Source organism: Chungangia koreensis (assembly GCF_042651785.1).
Classification (GTDB): domain Bacteria; phylum Bacillota; class Bacilli; order Bacillales_A; family Planococcaceae; genus Chungangia; species Chungangia koreensis.
Window position 1 is genome coordinate 328,324 of sequence record NZ_JBHSEC010000019.1, and the last position, 18,525, is coordinate 346,848.

Genomic DNA, 18,525 nt, shown 5'->3' on the forward strand with positions numbered 1-18,525 from the left:
AGTCACATCAGTGACGTTAGTTATTGAACAAAGTCTAAGTGCGCCGCGTCCTGCGGCAACGCCTTTGTGACCAACTTCCTGTTGGCCTAAGCCCACGGAAAGCGAAGTGGCGGTCACCGCAAATTTCATATACATCTTTATTCACTTTTAATTGACTTTGTCTACAGTCTGCTAAGCACTTTTTTATGTGAAACAACTGTTAGGTGTCCCCTACTACTATGGTAGTAGTGAAAAATAGTCTATTTAGAGGCTCAAAATATATCGTTCGCAGAATAGGAGTTGAAGAGAATTTTCATGATAATAAAGGGAGTAAGTATTTCAGTATTAGGAGGATAAAAAATGAAAATTAGAATCCGTACGTTACTGACATTTCTGTTGGTCTTCCCTCTTCTTTTCGGACAGGTCGGAACCGGTCATGCAATCGGTGAAACCGACCTAAACCTTGACGGGGCAAGAATCGGTGAAGATCTTCAACAAGCTTTCAAGGATGTAACAGGTTCTCTTGAGGTAATCGTTACATTTAAAGGAGATGCTGCCCCAACAAACCAAAACTTGGACCTCTTATCCAGCTTAGGTATAACAAAGGGAATCTCTTTAAATTCCTTGCCAATGGCGGGTGTAGTTGCAACAAAAACACAAATTGAACAACTTGCCTCAAACGACCAAGTACTTTCCATTTATTTGAACAAACAATTGGACTACTACAATGCAGATGCAACAACCATTACAGGCGTTGACAAAGTTCGTACTGACCGTGACATGCAACAGGCAAACGGTGGGTTCCCATTCACTGGCAAAAACGTCGGCGTAGTTGTCAATGACAGCGGTGTAGATGGTACTCACAAGGACCATGAGTACGGCAGCAATTTAGTTCAAAACGTTTTAGGTTCTACTAATTTGAATGCCGTTAGCTCCCTCCTCCCAATTTCCTATTTGGAGAATGTACCGAATACAGACACGAACTCCGGCCATGGAACACATGTAGCAGGAACAGTCGGCGGTACAGGAGCCATGTCAGGTGGTAAATATGAAGGAGCTGCGCCAGGTGCTGACCTGATTGGCTATGGTTCCGGTGCAACATTATTCGTCCTGGATGGTATCGGCGGATTCGACTACGCCATTACACACCAGAACGAATATAATATACGCGTTATCACAAATTCTTGGGGATCTTCAGGAGACTTCGATCCATTTGACCCGATCAACATCGCAAGTAAGAAAGCCTTTGACAGGGGCATTACAGTTTTATTTGCGGCTGGAAATGAAGGCCCTGGTGATAATACCCATAATCCTTACGCTAAAGCTCCGTGGGTCATTTCAGTAGCTGCCGGCGAAAAAGATGGTACATTGGCCGATTTCTCCTCACGTGGCACGAAAGGTGTCGGGGGAACATTTGAAATGGACGGACAGACTTGGACGTGGGAGGATCGCCCGACGTTGACCGCTCCGGGTGTTGATATTATTTCAACTCGTACGGTATCACCACTTACTTCGTTGAGCCCTGATACGGACGCGGAAATGATTGAAACAGGTTACCTGCCGTACTATACGGTAATGAGCGGTACTTCTATGGCAACCCCTCATGTGGCTGGTATCGTGGCGTTAATGCTCGAAGCCGATCCGACTCTATCACCGGATGAAATAAAGTCCATCTTGCAAGCAACCGCTACAAACATGCCTGGTTATGAAAGCTGGGAAGTTGGAGCAGGCTATGTAAATGCTTATGCGGCATTGGAGAATATTATTTTCGGAAAAGAATACGGTACAACATTAAACTTGAATCAAACATTCAATAGTTCAGTTGAGACGAATCATGTCGTGTCAGACTTTTCCGTTGACTACAATCCGCTTACACTCATTTCGGCGAATAAGCATCAATTTGAGGTGGTAGCAGGAACAAACGGAATGGTTGCGAGAATTGATGCGGCTGGACTATTAGAAACGACCGGAAACACATTGAATCTCGTATTGATCGCACCGGATGGAACGGAATATAGTTCAGGAGTCAGCCTGCTGTTTCCTCTCTATTTTGACCGTACAGTGTCAGTCCCTTCCCCTGCTGCAGGAATATGGACTGCTGAAATACGCGGCTTAAAAGGTGCCGAGCAAAACCCGCTTCCGATTGGACTTCCTGAGACAGTAAACGGTACACTAACATTCCTTCAAGCAGGTGACGCGGTTGGCCTAAAGGATATTGCCGGCCATGCAGCTGAAGATGCGATTAAACTGGCAGTCGCAGAACGGTTAGTAGATGGCTATTCTGACGGGAACTATCGCCCGGATTCTTATTTGACCCGCGGAGATTTGGCCCAATACTTGGTGATGGGTGCAGAAATTCGTCAAGCATTAAATACTTCACCAAAGTATAGCGATGTGAAATCATATCAAAGAGCAAATGCTGAAGCGGTTACTGCAAAAGGCGCAGCATTCAAGGACTTCAAACAAACTGCTGCAGGTGTCATGCTGGAACGGGCAAACGGCAAATTTGCTCCGAAAGATGTAGTGACGAAGGCAGAATTAGCATACTCACTCGTTCAAAGTTTAGGATTGGAAGAGAAAGCAAAAGCGCATTCAGGAGATGTGACTGTTCTTTACAATGACCAAAGGGTCGTGATCAGTGATCAAGCAAATATCCCTGATCATCTAAAAGGATATGTTCAAGTTGCTCTCGATTTGAACATCTTGAATGCACATTTCGGTGTTACGCAAGGTGCCTTTGACTTATTCCCGACAGTCACGGCTAAATTCAATCCATCTCAGAAAGTGACGAGAGGCGAATACGCTGTAGCAATCAGCCGATTCTATAACGCGTTTAACTAAAACGAGAAGCTTTTGTCAGCTAAATGCAGCTGACAAAAGCTTCTCTTATTAACTTGCACGCAAAAAAGCCGGAACGAAGAGGTTCTAAATCTCTCATTCCGGCTTTCACCATTACTTATACAGTTTGAGCAGAGCGAACACGTTCAATCTCAGCCAGGCGCTCTTGTACTTCTTCTTCCGTCATCTTATGTTCAATGATGTAACGGTTACGAGGGTGCACACGGCACTCATCAGAACAGCTGCGCATATAGAGTTTCTCGTTCTCTTCCGAACAAATGATTTTTTCATTGCACTCTGGATTTGCACAGTTCACGTAGCGTTCGCAAGATTCACCGGTGAAGTGATCTTTCCCGACAACCACGTGTTCTACACGGTTGACCGGCACAGAGATCCGCTCGTCAAATACGTAAAGGGATCCGTCCCAAAGTTGGCCTTGTACCTGTGGATCTTTACCGTACATGACAATACCCCCATGAAGCTGGTTAACATCTTCGAAACCTTCACGCTTCAACCAACCTGAGAATTTCTCACAACGGATTCCACCTGTGCAGTACGTCAAAATTTTCTTGCCTTGGAACATTTCCTTGTTGTCACGGATCCATTCCGGAAGATCACGGAACGTTTTAATATCCGGTCTAACGGCACCGCGGAAATGGCCTAAGTCAAACTCATAATCATTACGGGCATCAATTACAACTGTATCTTCACTTTGAAGAGCTTCAAAGAACTCTTTAGGCTCCAGGTAGTTACCTGTTAATTCATTCGGATTGATATCTTCTTCGAGACCGAAATGAACAATTTCTTTACGAGGACGAACATGCATCTTCTTGAAAGCATGTCCATTCGCTTCATCTACTTTGAATACTATGTCGGCAAAACGCTCATCTGCTCTCATCATTTCCATATAAGCATTTGTTGCCTCAATTGTACCGGAACATGTTCCGTTAATTCCTTCTTGACCAACCAAAATACGGCCCTTCAACCCAAGCTCTTTACACTTTTCCAAGTGTTCAGCAGCAAAAGTCTCTGGATCTTCAATTGGTACATACTTGTAATACAGTAAAACCTGATGTGTATATGTTGCAGACATATCTACATCCTCCTTCTATTTAAAAAATGCATACTTTACAAATATAGCAATTTCATTGATACGAATCAATGGATTTTATTGCCTAAAGTAAATAAAATCCAATTCCCATAATAAGATACGCTGCAATTAATGTAATGCCTTCAAACCAGTTGGATTCCCCGTCATTTGTAACCATGATTGCCAGGAATACTGCTGTCACCATTGCCACCAGCTCGGGAATCGTAAAGACAAGTGGCATCTTCGTCGTCATGAATAGAGAGATGAGCACTAATAGAGGTGCAACGAACATCGCTACCTGTAGAGTAGAGCCAATCGCGATTTCGATAGCGACATCCATTTTGTTCTTCACTGCCATAATCAAGGCGGAGGCATGTTCGGCTGCGTTTCCGACAATCGCTACGATAATCACCCCTATGAACAGCTCAGTCCAGCCAAACTTTGTACCAACCGCTTCAAATGTATGGACGAGATTTTCAGAGACGTATGCCACCGCTAACGTTGAAAGAACTAACACAATGATCGCTTTCTTTTTAGACCATTCCGGCTCCTCTTCCTCTTTCTGCCTTTCCTCATTATTTGTTATATACACCCCTCGGTGAGTAACTAATTTAAAGAACAGACCCGCGAGGTAAAGGAGGATCATAATGATTGAAATTCCAATACTAAGACTTAAGGTTTCCTGTTCGGTCATTTTCATTGAAAATATCTCAGGAATTACAAAGGCCACAACTACCGCAAAGATTAATAATCCCGAGTTGTGTCGTGCATCATAAACATTAAACTTTTGTCTTTTGAACTTAATGCCGCCTAAAAAGAAGGACAAACCGCACACCAGTAAAAGATTTCCCAAAACAGAACCTGTGAGGGAAGCTAACACTACACCCACAAGACCTGCTTTTAAAGAAAAAATGGCGATGATCAATTCAACCGCATTTCCGAATGTTGCATTCAACAAGCCGCCAATCCTTGGTCCCATAACAATAGCCAAGCTTTCAGTCGCTCGGCCCATGAAACCGGAAAGCGCTACAACTGTTAAAGCACAAATGATAAACATAAGAATACTGGACCAATGCAAGAAAGATCCCGCAATCGTTAGCGGTACACCGACAAGCACCGCGATAAAGAATATTCGATCCATGAAAACACCCTTTCCACTCTCTTTCTCCTTTATCATTACCCATCTCGCTTCGAATTCATCACAGACTAAAAAGATTGCCCACAAAAAATGCGGGCAATCTTTTTATATAACATTTATAAAATTTTGCTCAAGAATAACTTTGTGCGATCCTCTTGAGGATTTCCAAACAATTCAGCTGGTACATTTTCCTCAACGATATACCCGCCATCCATGAAGATGACACGGTCACCAACCTCACGGGCAAAGCCCATTTCGTGTGTGACGACGACCATTGTCATCCCTTCATCGGCAAGTTGTTTCATAACATCTAATACATCGCCGACCATTTCAGGGTCAAGAGCCGATGTAGGCTCATCGAACAGCATGATTTTTGGATTCATGGCTAATGCACGGGCAATGGCCACACGCTGCTGTTGTCCGCCAGAAAGCTCAGCTGGATAAGCCTTTGCCTTATCGCTTAAGCCGACCTTTTCTAACAACTCGAGAGCTTTTTTCTCATTGGCAGCCTTATCAGCTTTCTTTAACTTATTAGGAGCCAAGGTGATATTTTCAAGTACCGTCATATGTGGAAAAAGGTTAAATTGTTGGAACACCATCCCCACATTTTGTCGAACCGCATTTATATCGAGTTTCGGATCGGTAATGTCCTGTCCGTCCACAATTACGTGTCCGCCTGTGATATCCTCCAAGCGATTCAAACATCGGAGAAATGTACTTTTCCCTGAACCGGAAGGACCAATAACACAAACCACTTCCCTTTCCTTAATTTCTGCATTAATATCTTTCAGGACTTCCAGCTTCCCAAATGACTTTTTAAGATTATCAACTTTTATCATGCTCATCGAAGTGTAAACCTCCTTTCAAAGTAGCTTGAAAGAAGTGACAGCAAGTAGATGATTATGAAGTACATAATCCCGACGGTTAGCCAAATATTGAAATGGTCGAATGTCGCACTTGCCTGTACTTTACCTCTTTGTACAATATCCGCTACTCCGATGATGGAAAGTAAAGATGTGTCTTTCAAACTAATAATGGATTGGTTTGTAATAGCAGGCAACATACGGCGGAAAGCCTGTGGAAGGACAACGTGTTGCATTGTCTGCGTACTGTTCAAACCAAGAGAACGGGAAGCCTCGGTCTGCCCTTTGTCAATAGACTGGATTCCGGCACGAATAATTTCAGAGAAGTATGCCCCAGCGTTAATTGCAACTGTTAATATCCCTGCTAATGTCCTGTCTAATGATATAAAATCTAATGAGTTCAACCCAAAATAGATAAAGAACAATTGAACGATAAAAGGAGTACCGCGAATAGCGTCAACGAAAATCTTCGCAATCCATTGAAGCGGTTTAATAGGAGATAGTCTAAAAAATGCTGTAATTAAACCGAAGATAAATCCTAAAATTACTGCAAAGAAAAATATGTAGATGGTGACTTTTAGTCCGTCAAGAAGAAACGGAATGGCATTCGTAATATTTTCCACTATTTCACTTCCTTTAAAAAAATATAGCGTGGCATATCCACGCTATATTTCTGAATTTATTCATTCTCCAAGATACTTATTAACGATTTTGTCGTATTCGCCACTATCACGAAGTTCTTGGAGGCCAGCGTTGATCTTTTCTAAAAGATCTTGATTTTCACCTTTAATAACCGCTATACCATATTGGTCACCGTTCAAACGATCACCGACAATTTTCAAATCTAAATTATCTTGGGCAATTGCGTAGGCGATTACCGGATAATCCTCTAACAAAGCATCCGCGTTCCCATTTGATACTTCCTGGAACATTGCCGGGCTATCATCGAACTGTACAATTTCATATCCATATTTATCGGCATTGTCCATTGCAAACTTTGCCCCTGTCGTACCATTCTTAACTGCAACTGTTTTTCCTTCCAGATCCTCTACTGATTCGATATCATCGTTGTCTTTATTTACAACAAGTGTAATACCTGCATCAAAATATGGATCTGAAAAATCGACCACTTTCTTACGTTCATCGGTAATACTCATACCTGCAATGGCAACGTCAAGCTGTCCAGCTTCCATCGCCGGGATGATGCCCCCGAAATCCATAGCATCGAATTCAAATTCAAATCCTTGATTTTCAGCGATTGCTGTAAACAGATCGATATCGATTCCGTGATATTCACCGTTCTCTTCATATTCGAACGGTGGGTATGTCGTGTCGATTCCGACTTTGTATACTGTACCTTCCCCATCTCCGCCACTGCCATTACTTGAATCTGTGCCACATGCCGCTAAGAACAGGACAAGCATCGCAGCAACTAAAAGCAAACTAATTTTCTTCATCTTTCATCCCCCTTGTTATCTGAATTTACTAAACTATAAATAAGTATACATTAATAACACTCTTCTAACAATTGATGTGAAACAACATATCCCTTCCATTTGTTTCATATACTGTCATCATTCGACCCTGGAGGTGAAAAAGTTTGAACGTACCTGTTCCAATTTCATATCGATTTATACAAAAAGCAAAACCGGACATTAAGATTTACATACCGGTTGTAAATCTGCGAAATGCTCGTGTACAAAACAAGATTAATAATGAAATCGTTGCAGTTTTGAACAAGATTTTAATTGAACTCGGGTATTTTGAAAGCAGCTTAGTCGAGCTGCTCAGTTATTTTGAGATTAAGACCAATGAACGGAATATCCTTAGCCTCTCACTTATTACGTACTCCTTTACAGGAGGCGCTCATGGCATGACGATTGTCAAATCACTTACCTTTGATACTCGTACAGGAGAATCTTACACACTCGCAAGCTTATTCAAGGCTGACAGCAACTATATCCAAAAGCTCTCTGATCTCGTAGGAGAAAAGATCAAAAAATGGGAGACTCCTTTACTCGATGAGTTCAAAGGCATCCGCCCAAATCAGGATTTTTATCTCGCCGACCATTCCATCGTTCTTTACTTCCAACTCTATGAAATCTCCCCATATGTGGCTGGTTTCCCATATTTCCCGATTGCACTTTGGGGTCTACAAGACATTATAAAACCAGAAGGGCCGCTTGACCGACTATTACCTTTCACATAGACTTCGGCTGTATTATTTTGGAAATACCCTATCTTTTTGACAGGATTTCATGTTATACTTGCATTCATTGGGAACTACGAGACTTCTCTTAGTCACCTCCCTTTAATAATGAGAGGGGGGATGTCAGATGACAACCAATAACACATTAACTTCACTTCATACGTTAGAGCAATATAACAACTGTGACATCACACTAACATTTAAAGATCAGCATAATTTACCTTTTTTAGATGTATGCTATGTTCATCGGCAGTTTAAAATAAATAACTTTAGAGAGGCGAATTCCTTAATATTCGAGGATATCGACTCAACTTTATATGCAATTGAACGGGCTTTCCTACAAGATCAAAACACACCACCGAAGTAATCGGTGGTGTGTTTTTCGAATCAGCAATGAGCTATACTTCATCTTTTAGTGGATGCAAAGCAGTCGATTGATCAATGTATATAAACCCATCATAGCGGTTTCCTACTTCGGAAGGGACATAGTTTCCATAAGCCTCAAATTCCGGATTGTAAACGACACCAATTGCTCGATGGCCGATTGTGCTATTAAAAAGATGCCTGTTTTCTTCCGTAAAGATTAATACTTTGTCTTCCTCTCCAGCTGCATGCATTTGTCCTTCCCACGTACTCAGCTTGGAAGCAGGGACCTCCATGATTTCGGTTGGTTCTCCCCAATTATCGGCTGCTATGACAGTTCCTTTGTACGTTCCGAAACCGACAGCATATGTGTTGTCTTTACCATATTGTTCGCGAATTAGCTGTCCCACATTGATCATGCCCTCATCCTTCATGGATGTTGCTGATGCATCACCTATATGTGTGTTATGTTCCCAAATAATGATCTTTGTCCCTTCACCATGATAGCGAATCAATTCATTGATCGCTTCGACCATGTGCATATCTCTCGTATTCCATGAGATGGCATCATCCTGAAGCATCTCACGATAGTAAGCCTCAGCATTTTTGGCCACCATTGCATTCATTACCACATTCAAATCTTCTTCATGGTTGGTCGAGTACAGCTCCTCATTCTTGCGTAATGAAGTTAATAACGTAGAAACTTCACTAATACATTCTGCTGTGAAGTGAGCCGTCGATAGAGCATAGTGCTCGGGCATCCGGTTATATGGTTCAAAACAGGAAAATGCCTTTCTCGCCAACTCTAAGTCCACTTCATATTTTTTATTGTCTGACAAAAAGTTCAATACTTCATCGATGGATTCGTAGAGACTGTACATATCAATTCCGTAGAATCCGGTTTTAAATTCCTTTCGCTTTCCGTCATTATATGTTTTTAGCCACTCAACAAAGCCCTCGACTTCTTCATTGGCCCACATCCACGTCGGCCAGCGGTTAAAGGATTTTAGGAGTACATTTCTGGCAGCTGAACCTTCTTCTCCATAACCTTTCACGTATTGGTTTACTGACTGTACCGATGGCCAATCGCCTTCAACAGCTATGACAGTAAATCCTTTTTCAGTAATGAGTCTTTTGGATAGCTCAGCACGGACTTTGTAGAACTCTGATGTTCCGTGAGAAGCCTCTCCGATCATAACGATATTTGCTTCCCCAATCGAGTCGAGTAGTCTCTCCAAGCCTCCATTCTGTAATGGAACCGATTGTTCTTGAATGGCAGCAATGAGTTTTCTGGTCATCTTGTGTCCGCTCCCTTCTATATCCATAGCTTACCCAAGGATCTGCTGTAAAAACGGAGGATGGACAAGAGTTAAACAGATCAAACAAAAATCACTAGTTGACTCATCCCCTACGGATACCTTTATTCTTAAAGCAAGGGAGGGGATCAGGTGCTATCAATTGGAAGAATGGCAAGGCTTTTCGGAATTACATCAAAAACAATCAAACACTATGAAGAAGTCGGCTTGCTCCAGCCGGCATATGTCAACCCAGACAACGGTTACCGCTACTATGCATACGCCCAACAGCAAAGACTGCAGCAAATATGCCTGCTTAGAAGTTTCGGTGTTTCATTGAACGATATAAAAGAGATGGACAAGACAGGCATGAAGCATATTTTGAAGTCCCGGCTAACTGCCATAGAGGTGGAAATTTCAGCTCTTGAGGAAATGAAAGGGCAAATTATATACCAATTAGGCAAAGGAGAAGAAGAGATGGACATCAGATTTGAAACAATTGAACCGTTTATCGTTAGCGGCTTTGAACACAAAGGCTTGGTGAAAGAGATCCCACAAGTATGGGTTGATCTAAACAACGAATATTCAAATTTGAAAAGCCCGGCTGAACAGTCTTTTGGTGTATGTTTATCGGGTGACGGACAACAAGTTCATTACGTAGCAGCCTATGAAAGAGAATTATGGCGGCGAACCGATTTACAAGATGTTGAGATTGAAGGTGGACGTTACGTTGTCGCAAAAGTGGATGGAGGAATCCCCAATATCCCGACAACTTTCGATTACATCACCAAAATGGATGACCTCGAATTCCGGGATGCCCCCGATTTTGAACGATATATTCATCCAATAGGCTCGACAGTTGATGAAATTGAAATTTGGGTGCCGATTCGTTAAATCTTCAGAAGTAAGGGGGAATGATGGATGTGGAAAAAAATAGAGTGTCTTGCAATCTACACTGATGATATTGAAAAGTCAGTAGATTTTTATCAATCATTGGGGCTATCCAAAGCATGGGAAGCCTTTCAGGACGAGGAAAATCATTATAAACTAATAGGACTACGATTCCCCGGGGGCGATTCCGAGCTGGTACTAAAAAACAACCCAAACCTAAACTTTGCGGAAACAGAAATTGTCGTTGAAGATGTTAGGGTTACCTATGATGTTTTAAAGGATAACCCGGAAATTCAATGGATCCGCACGCCGTTCCCAAATTCTTTAGGTGGGCATGTCGCGGTGATGAAGGCACCCGATGGAAATGTCTTTGTCTTAGTTGGAAAATGAATGGATTCATTGCAACCGGAGTAAATGTAATATTTATAGATTAAAGAAACGAGCAGAGTTCCCTCTGCTCGTTGACTTGTTATGGCATTATTCGCCTTTGCCGTTTTTCTTTTCAGCTTTACGCTCTTCTTTAGCTGCATTACGTTCTTCTTTAGCAGCTTCACGTTCTGCTTTTGCCTCTTCGCGCTTTTCTTCACGTTCTGCTTTAGCGGCTTCACGCTCTTCTGCAGCTTTTGCTTTTGCTTCTTCTTTTGCAGCTTTTTCTTCAGCTTTTGCTGCTTCACGCTCTGCTTTTGCAGCTGCTTGTTCTGCTTTCTTCTCTTCTTTCGTTACAACAGGAGCTTCTTCAGTTGGCTCTTCAACTTCTGGAGCTTCAACTTCAGGTGCTTCTTCTTCCGGAGTTTCAACTTCAGGTGCTTCTGGCGCTTCTACTACTGGTGTTTCAGTTGTTTCTTCTTCAGTCACTTCATCTTCATCATTAGCTAATTGTTTTGCCCAAGCACGTTCTTGGTTTGCAATAGCTTTAGCAATTCCAGCTTTTGCTGGTGCAGGAAGGTCTTTATTTTCCAACATCCAACGTAGGTTTTCTCCACGCTTCGATGCTTTTTCAGCTAATTCTTCTTCAACTTCTTCGACTTCTTCTTCTGTAACTGTTCCATCTTCGTCTTCAACCGCTACGTCTTCTTCAGGAGTTGCCTCTTCTTCAGTGGATTCTTCAGTTCCTTCTGTTTCTTCTTCAGTTGCATCCTCTGAATCTTCTTCAGTTGCAGGCTCTTCTTCAACTACAGGTTCTTCTGTAGCATCAGCTTTTGCTTCCTCTAAAACTACTTGAATATCTTCCAAAGATGAAATCATCTTATCGATCGCAGCTAATAGCGCGTCAATGTTACCCTCGTTTAAAGCAACTTCTACTTCCTCAAGGCTTTCTTCCGCATTTTCATCGGAAAGCAATGCTTTTTCAATTAGGCTTTCAGTTAGAGAATACTCACCAGCTTCCATTAACTCTTTCGTTTGGAACAACTCAGAGTTCAGATCAACTGTTGGTACTACCTCCTCAGCCATTACATTACTTCCAGCGAATAACGTTCCTGCTAGTAATACACCAGATACTACTTTTTTCATTCTCAATCCATCCTTTCTCTACTCAAAATGAATATTCTCTTTGAACTCGTCGAATTTGGCCTTGTTATTCTCGTATTCTCCAGCAGGTGTCATGAAGATGATCACTCGGCTTTCTTCGTCAGACCGTTCAATAAATACATCACTACGGATGCTTTCCTTGCGCTTAGTCTGGAATGAAACAGAATGATCCTCCTCTTCGAGGATGGTCACTTCCCCAGCACCGGAAATAAGCTCGTCCTTAATTTCATCAACAGATTTCTTATTAGAAATCATGGTGATGATCACGGTTGCCTTTTCATTTTCAAAACGTACGTTAAAGGGTTCAGAAATCTCTTCCTTTTTAGTCCAGCCTTCACCATTTGTAATTTCAATCCCTTGTTCAGGGTTTACATACAACACAGTTTCTTCTGACTGACTCCCTTTTTGTTCATCTGCTTGCGGCGCTTCCTCCTTTCCACAGCCTGCTGCTAAAATAGCGAGAATTACAAGAATTATACTTAGTCGTTGCACAACGTCACCTCATCTATCAAATTCGACAATATACGATACGTTAAAAATAATAGATTTAAGGGGGTTAAACTATCTTTTTTTAGGGTAAAGAATGAAATTGATACAAAAGGTATAGAAATCTTTAAAAAAACTTATACATTATTGCGGCAATAATACATTTTTACTATGAGATTTGAAATATCACTACTTTTATCTTTTTTAAGTTTTTGAAATATAGAAAGTTGGTTATGAGGTAGTGTTCATAGAGGGCAACCTAAAGTAAAAGCCTCCTCATTCGTCTGAGGAGGCTTCTTACGTTTTAAATGTCGATTAATCTATAATTCTCTTCTGTTATTTCACTGTCTTTAATTAACACTTCTCGGAAAGCTTCATACAGTTCATTTATTGCCAAATGGGCATTGATTTTCTCCATAGCTTGCTGATAAGCTTCCTCACTTGCGTATTGATGTATTTCCGTCCATTTCGTAGAATCTTCGATACAATTTAAGTGAAGGGTTGTTTTCTCTACATATTCCGAATAAATACTGTCGGCCATTTGTTGAATCTTGATATACTTCTCTACTTTGTCTGGACGGACGTGATAAGAATATACTTTTATATACATATCACTTCGGTCGGCAGCAAAGATTGCCTTCCCCTTTTTCAAGTGCAGTTTTCAGACTATCCAGTACACCGTTCCACGCCATTTTGTGCCATTCAATCGCTTCTTTCCATTGATCACCCTCTTGGAAACCGGAATGTTCAATGACTACCCTGCTTGTCTTTTCATCGATTTTATTGAACTCAACCTTAACTACAGTTAGTCGCTCCTCATCATTCATTAGGTTAGCAAATTGATCCGGACCTTTCCAAGTGAATTGAAGTTGTTCTTCCCGTTTTAACTGAGTGATTTTGCATCCTTTCGTGTTCATCATGTCTGTATTACCCGGTATGAAGTAAAGTTCATACGCCCCACCTTCATGGGGATCAACAATTGCTTGTGGTGCAAACCACTCGGACACACGTTCAGAGATTGTCCACGCATACCAAACTAAATCGATCGGTGCTGAAATAAGTACTTCTTTCGAGACTTTACCTACTATGGATTGCATAAGATTCATCCCCTTTTACACAAATTGTAGATATTCAAGAATATTGCCGAATGGATCTTTGAATCGGATGAACTTACCAGGCGGGCAATCTTCTGGTTCGGTTGAAAGCACGTCAACATCCTTACTATTTAGATACTGAAGCGTCTCATTGATGTCTGTTGTCGAGAAGGTTAGTACTACTCCCGATACACCGTTTTCCGATTTGATTTTGGCCTCATTTGATTGTTCCAGTATTAAAGGAAGGTCTCCATGTTTCAAAGAAACGATGGTTTTCCCATATTCTTTCTCTACTTCAAATCCTAAAATATCACGGTAAAAAGCGATTGCTTTCTCTAATTCAGGTACATATATCCCGACTACACATATTTGACTCATTTCTCCATCCCCTTCTGTTTGTATTGAAAATAACCAAATTGATTTCCCCAAGAGTCACTGAACGTACACCATTTGACCGGAACTTCAACCCGTGAAAAAACTTCTACATCTTTTACTCCCAGTTCTACCTCAAGCCGTGCCAGTTCCTTTTCCATATCACCGACACAGACACGAATTGGTCCGCTTCCAGTCGCAACCTTTCCTTCAGCTATCTGCAGCCAGCTATTCGGAATTAGTTCCCATTCCGCGAACCCTTCATGCGGACTAAAATCCGCAGGTCTCCCGAGTACTGCTTCATACCATTTCAACCCTTCCTGGAATGAAGACACCCGAAATTGAATTGTCATCTCGCGAAACATTTACTTCCCCCCTCAAAAAATAGTTCTAACAAAATTATAGGCTTACCGTTTCTCTATTTTTTCTTCTACATTGCTATTTTGACTTTCAAGGAATAGCATCGGAAGATTCACCAAGATCGGTGGATCATAGGGGAGGGGTTCTCTTAAGAAAAGTTCCACTGCTATCTTAGTATCCTTCTCAATATGTATCGGATTTTCAGTTTTTCCACGCAAACTATTTTCCAACAGAAAATAAGTTTTGGGATTCATGCTCCAAGGAATTCCCGCAGCTAAAATATAATAGTCGCCCACCGGGATATCCGCGAATGAACACTCATGTCTTCCATTTTTGAATGCTGTACCTTTGATCGGTCGTTGGTCTGGAATCGGACGCGGAAACACTCCAACGAAAATGACCCCTTTAAATGACTTGGGATAATGGACCGTACAGGAAATAGATGAAACCGCTGCCTCTTCCTGGTTACTCAGTTCCTTTTCCAACATCAGATTTTCTGCCAGCTTTTCACTAGTCTTTCGGAATTTAACTGGGCTCACGCCGACTGTTTGCTTAAACCTGCTACCGAAAGAGCCAACACTTAAAAATCCGAGTGATAGGACTACTTTGAGGAGCGAGCCGTCCGGCTGTAAGAGTTTTTTCTTCCCTTCCTCAATCCGTAGGGCTGAAAGGAAGTGTCTTGGTGAAATCCCGGTCACTTCTTTGAATACACGGATGAAATGGGACTCGCTATAGCCGACTGCCCGTGCTACTTCTTCTGTAGTCAGTTCCCGGTCCAGATTTCGCTTCATATAGTCAATGGCTTCTTCGACAATGGTTTCATAGAGCGTGTTAGACGACACGATAATTATCTCCTTTTAAGGAACCTCTCCGGTTCCAACTCCTCTGATTCAATTACGATTGCAGTCAAACCACTGTCTGTTGTCGTTTCATGTCCTTCCCCACGCTCCCAGAAAGCTGCTTCTCCTTGAGTAATATGTGTCTTTTCACCTTCCTTGCCCGATACCCAGCCTTCTCCTGACACAATTAACAATAATTGCGGGACGGTTGCCTCGTGATAACCAACGACCCCATTGTTTCTCAAATACATACATCCGATTCGGGCAGGCTTTTCAGTCATAGCAATCCTTGACATGATGAAATTCGAATCATACATTGTAATCGGCTGGCCGACACCGGCATCAAACTTGAATATCTTCATTCTTCACCCTTATTTCTGATCGTCACAGTTTCGTCCTTACATCCCAAAGCTCTGGGAAGAAGCGGTGATCCAACACCTTTTTCAAGTACCCGACACCGGATGAACCCCCTGTGCCAGTTTTATGGCCAATGATCCGTTCTACTGTTTTCATATGACGGAATCGCCATTGCTGGTGACTGTCCTCGATATCCACTAACTTCTCGGCTAACTGATATAAATCCCAATATTTGCTGACATCCCTGTATACCTCAAGCCATGCGTCTGCCACAGTAGGATCACCTTGATATGTTTGCGTGAAATCTCGGTCGGTTAAAGTAGGATTGATAGGGAATCCTTCTTTTCTAAGTGCTTCGATCGATACATCGTATATGCTTGGTGCTTCATAACTCTTCTTAAGCTCAGACAATAGAACCGGATTCTTCTCATAGATTTTCAATATATGACTTTGTTTATAGCCTAACGCAAATTCAATCATCCGATTCTGATACGACTGGAATCCTGACGCCTGGCCCAAACTCCCCCTGAATTCCATGTATTCTGCAGGCGTTAATGTTGATAACACATCCCATGCTTGGACTAACTGCATCTGAATTTTTGAAACCCTCGCCAGCATCTTGAATGCTTCCTGCAATTCACCTTTTGTAATAGCTGCAATAGCTGCATTCAGTTCATGTAAAATTAGTTTCATCCAAAGCTCTTTCACTTGATGAATGACGATGAACAACATCTCATCATGATGTTCGGACAACCGTTCTTGGCTATTCAACACCTGGTCCAAGTTCAAATATTCCCCATACGTCATCCGCTTTAGAAAGTCCGTATGGATTCCCTTTTCATCCATTCCCTTCATCCTCCGATCTTTCGGATTACAGCTCTTACCGGACTTCCATCCGCACCTACAATACGTAATGGAAGAGCAACTAATTCATATTCCCCTACCTCTACATCCTGTAGGACGATATTCTCTAAAATCATTACCCCATTCCGATGAAGCGAATGATGGGCATCAAGCGTTTTACTGTCCAACGGATCAACAGAAGGTACATCGATTCCAATCAACTTAACCCCTTTTTCTTTCAAAAACGGTCCGATATCAGGCCGCAAATAAGGGATGATTTCAGGAAACTTGTCTGGCGACCCTTCTCCAGTCATTTTTAGCAAAATACGCTCCGCTCCCTTTAATTCGTGCTGTTCAAGTTCCGTACGTCCAACACTGCTATTTCCTGTTACGTCCAGCAACATTGTCCGTCCGATATATAGATGAATATCTAAGTCTGCTATTCTCTTACCTTCATCGTCGAAATGAAAGGGAGCATCGACATGCGTCCCAATATGTGTAGTTGTTGTAAACTTTCCAATGTTCACGACACCGTTCTCCGCTTTTGCAGCTGACAGACCAAACTCGAATGGCGTATCACCTGGCCAACTCGGCATGCCTGTATATAGTGGCTGAGTAATATCAATCCACTCACTCATTACGCAATAACCTCCCGTTCATTTGTAAACAACTTGTAGTGCTCATGCTCCATAATTGTTTTCAAGCGCTGTACCGTTTCCCATACATCTTCAAATGAATTGTAAAGGGCTGCCGGAGCTAAACGGATACCGTTCGGCTTTCGGAAGTCTGGAATAACGCCTGCTGCCTTCAATGCTTTACAAATCCTCGCAGCTTCGGGATGTTCTAAAAAGATATGACCACCCCTCGACTCATCCTTAGGGTTACCGATCGTGAACCCATAGTCCTCTAATTCGTTTTGAATCAAATCCATCATATAGGCCGTCAGTTTTAACGACTTTGTGCGGAGACGTTCAATCCCAACATCATTGAAAAGTTCAAGAGACCCAATAAGTGGAGCCAAACTGAACACATTCGGCGTACCAATTTGATATGCGCCAGCATCCTGTGCGTATGTAGGTGAAATATCCATGTCGAATTGTTTATCCTTTTCAGAACCGAACCATCCCCCGAGACCTGGCTGCTTTTTGAAATGCTTTTCGTGGATAAACAAGCCGCCTGTGGCGCCAGGTCCGCCATTTAAATATTTATAAGTGCACCAAAAAGCAAAATCTGTACCCCAATCATGCAACTTATGAGGTATTGTTCCAATGGAATGACATAAATCGAAACCGATCGGGATTCCTCTGTTATGCGCTTCCTTTGTCAGCCGCTCCATATCCAATATTTTACCACTCCGGTACAGTACTGCTGGTAGCACAATAAGAGCTACTTCATCTGTCATGGCATCAACAATATCCTCTTCATCCAAAAAACGGCCATCCCTGCTCTTTACCAGCTTTAGATGCTCTTCGGGTTTCAGCCCCTTTAACCGAATTTGACTCTGGAGAGCATATAAGTCAGAAGGAAAATTCAATTCGTCCGCTAAGATTTTTGTACGAGACCCTGAGGGAGAATAAAAAGAAGCCGTCAGTTGGTGAAGATTCACCGTTGTTGAGCCGGTAGCAATCACTTCACCATCCTTCCCCCCAACCAAAGGCTCCATTTGCTTGCCTACTCTTTCTGACAGATTGAACCATGGATGCTCCCCTTTCATCCACCCGTCAATGGCATGTTCTTTCCAAGACTCAAGTAACTGTAAAAGGGACTGTTCTGCTCTTTTAGAAAGCAACCCAAGTGAATTGCCATCCATATAAATCGAGCCTTCCTTTATGTGAAATTCAGCTTTATATCGCGACAGGCCATCCTCTTGATCCAATCGGCGTGCATTCTCTACCCCTAATTGCTGATTCATTTCTCATCCCCCTGTTCCGAAAATTCAGTTATCACCATCATAACGCAAGTGCAAATCACCGCGCCA

At 42.2% G+C, this 18,525-nt stretch carries 22 protein-coding genes; 5 read left to right on the forward strand and 17 right to left on the reverse strand.

All coding sequences use genetic code 11. From position 1 onward, the window contains the following. The first annotated feature begins 339 nt into the window (after positions 1-339). The gene (locus ACFOZY_RS10765) at positions 340-2,820 is read left to right on the forward strand and encodes a S8 family peptidase (RefSeq protein WP_378155258.1); all 2,481 of its coding nucleotides are present in this window, start codon (positions 340-342) and stop codon (positions 2,818-2,820) included. Between the two features lie 115 nt (positions 2,821-2,935). Here the strand turns inward: ACFOZY_RS10765 and trhO are convergent, their stop codons facing one another. The 5 genes from trhO to ACFOZY_RS10790 all read right to left on the reverse strand — a co-directional run bounded on the left by trhO (position 2,936) and on the right by ACFOZY_RS10790 (position 7,365). Then, entirely contained in the window at positions 2,936-3,910 is a 975-nt protein-coding gene (gene trhO / locus ACFOZY_RS10770; protein ID WP_378155260.1) for an oxygen-dependent tRNA uridine(34) hydroxylase TrhO, read from the reverse strand. An 82-nt stretch (positions 3,911-3,992) separates the two neighbouring features. Then, a complete protein-coding gene (gene cax, locus ACFOZY_RS10775) occupies positions 3,993-5,048 on the reverse strand; it encodes a calcium/proton exchanger (protein WP_378155264.1) in 1,056 nt (351 codons plus the stop codon). A gap of 113 nt (positions 5,049-5,161) precedes the next feature. Further along, positions 5,162-5,890 carry an amino acid ABC transporter ATP-binding protein gene (locus tag ACFOZY_RS10780; RefSeq protein ID WP_378155266.1) on the reverse strand — a complete coding sequence of 243 codons (729 nt, stop codon included), beginning with the start codon at positions 5,888-5,890 and terminating at the stop codon, positions 5,162-5,164. After that, positions 5,887-6,531, reverse strand: a complete 645-nt coding sequence (locus ACFOZY_RS10785; RefSeq protein WP_378155268.1) for an amino acid ABC transporter permease — start codon at positions 6,529-6,531, stop codon at positions 5,887-5,889. Before ACFOZY_RS10785 ends, ACFOZY_RS10780 begins: the two co-directional genes overlap by 4 nt. 60 nt (positions 6,532-6,591) lie before the next feature. After that, positions 6,592-7,365 carry a transporter substrate-binding domain-containing protein gene (locus ACFOZY_RS10790; RefSeq protein ID WP_378155270.1) on the reverse strand — a complete coding sequence of 258 codons (774 nt, stop codon included), beginning with the start codon at positions 7,363-7,365 and terminating at the stop codon, positions 6,592-6,594. 143 nt (positions 7,366-7,508) lie between these two features. On the opposite strand from ACFOZY_RS10790, the gene ACFOZY_RS10795 reads away from it, so the two are divergent. Both ACFOZY_RS10795 and ACFOZY_RS10800 read left to right on the forward strand, forming a co-directional pair. Beyond that, entirely contained in the window at positions 7,509-8,117 is a 609-nt protein-coding gene (locus ACFOZY_RS10795) for a DUF3298 and DUF4163 domain-containing protein (protein WP_378155272.1), read from the forward strand. 127 nt (positions 8,118-8,244) lie between these two features. Next, entirely contained in the window at positions 8,245-8,484 is a 240-nt protein-coding gene (locus tag ACFOZY_RS10800; protein WP_378155274.1) for a hypothetical protein, read from the forward strand. A gap of 31 nt (positions 8,485-8,515) precedes the next feature. Here ACFOZY_RS10800 and ACFOZY_RS10805 read toward each other — a convergent pair whose 3' ends face one another. Beyond that, entirely contained in the window at positions 8,516-9,778 is a 1,263-nt protein-coding gene (locus ACFOZY_RS10805; protein WP_378155276.1) for an erythromycin esterase family protein, read from the reverse strand. A gap of 150 nt (positions 9,779-9,928) precedes the next feature. Between ACFOZY_RS10805 and ACFOZY_RS10810 the strand changes: the two genes are divergently transcribed. Then, positions 9,929-10,669, forward strand: coding sequence for a MerR family transcriptional regulator (locus tag ACFOZY_RS10810; protein ID WP_378155278.1), 741 nt, complete (start codon positions 9,929-9,931; stop codon positions 10,667-10,669). 27 nt (positions 10,670-10,696) lie between these two features. Continuing rightward, entirely contained in the window at positions 10,697-11,056 is a 360-nt protein-coding gene (locus ACFOZY_RS10815) for a VOC family protein (RefSeq protein ID WP_378155279.1), read from the forward strand. An 87-nt stretch (positions 11,057-11,143) separates the two neighbouring features. On the opposite strand, the gene ACFOZY_RS10820 is transcribed toward ACFOZY_RS10815, so the two are convergent. The 11 genes from ACFOZY_RS10820 to kynU all read right to left on the reverse strand — a co-directional run bounded on the left by ACFOZY_RS10820 (position 11,144) and on the right by kynU (position 18,459). Continuing rightward, positions 11,144-12,178 (reverse strand): hypothetical protein, encoded by a 1,035-nt coding sequence (locus ACFOZY_RS10820; RefSeq protein WP_378155281.1) that lies wholly within the window; start codon positions 12,176-12,178, stop codon positions 11,144-11,146. 18 nt (positions 12,179-12,196) lie between these two features. Beyond that, positions 12,197-12,688 (reverse strand): hypothetical protein, encoded by a 492-nt coding sequence (locus tag ACFOZY_RS10825; RefSeq protein WP_378155283.1) that lies wholly within the window; start codon positions 12,686-12,688, stop codon positions 12,197-12,199. Positions 12,689-12,986: 298 nt separating this feature from the next. Beyond that, the gene (locus ACFOZY_RS10830; RefSeq protein ID WP_378155285.1) at positions 12,987-13,292 is read right to left on the reverse strand and encodes a hypothetical protein; all 306 of its coding nucleotides are present in this window, start codon (positions 13,290-13,292) and stop codon (positions 12,987-12,989) included. Between the two features lies 1 nt (position 13,293). After that, complete coding sequence (locus ACFOZY_RS10835) at positions 13,294-13,779, reverse strand: SRPBCC family protein (protein ID WP_378155287.1); 486 nt, start codon at positions 13,777-13,779, stop codon at positions 13,294-13,296. A gap of 15 nt (positions 13,780-13,794) precedes the next feature. Continuing rightward, the gene (locus ACFOZY_RS10840; protein ID WP_378155290.1) at positions 13,795-14,154 is read right to left on the reverse strand and encodes a VOC family protein; all 360 of its coding nucleotides are present in this window, start codon (positions 14,152-14,154) and stop codon (positions 13,795-13,797) included. Continuing rightward, complete coding sequence (locus tag ACFOZY_RS10845; protein ID WP_378155293.1) at positions 14,151-14,513, reverse strand: VOC family protein; 363 nt, start codon at positions 14,511-14,513, stop codon at positions 14,151-14,153. The genes ACFOZY_RS10840 and ACFOZY_RS10845 overlap by 4 nt, the downstream gene beginning before the upstream one ends. Positions 14,514-14,555: 42 nt before the next feature. After that, positions 14,556-15,350 (reverse strand): helix-turn-helix domain-containing protein, encoded by a 795-nt coding sequence (locus tag ACFOZY_RS10850; RefSeq protein WP_378155295.1) that lies wholly within the window; start codon positions 15,348-15,350, stop codon positions 14,556-14,558. A gap of 5 nt (positions 15,351-15,355) precedes the next feature. Next, positions 15,356-15,709 (reverse strand): cupin, encoded by a 354-nt coding sequence (locus tag ACFOZY_RS10855; RefSeq protein WP_378155297.1) that lies wholly within the window; start codon positions 15,707-15,709, stop codon positions 15,356-15,358. Between the two features lie 22 nt (positions 15,710-15,731). Then, positions 15,732-16,550: a tryptophan 2,3-dioxygenase gene (gene kynA / locus ACFOZY_RS10860; protein WP_378155299.1), complete on the reverse strand. Its 819-nt coding sequence runs from the start codon at positions 16,548-16,550 to the stop codon at positions 15,732-15,734. Positions 16,551-16,555: 5 nt separating this feature from the next. Further along, positions 16,556-17,185 carry an arylformamidase gene (gene kynB / locus ACFOZY_RS10865; RefSeq protein ID WP_378155301.1) on the reverse strand — a complete coding sequence of 210 codons (630 nt, stop codon included), beginning with the start codon at positions 17,183-17,185 and terminating at the stop codon, positions 16,556-16,558. Next, positions 17,185-18,459, reverse strand: coding sequence for a kynureninase (gene kynU / locus ACFOZY_RS10870; RefSeq protein WP_378155303.1), 1,275 nt, complete (start codon positions 18,457-18,459; stop codon positions 17,185-17,187). The genes kynB and kynU overlap by 1 nt, the downstream gene beginning before the upstream one ends. Positions 18,460-18,525 lie beyond the last annotated feature (66 nt).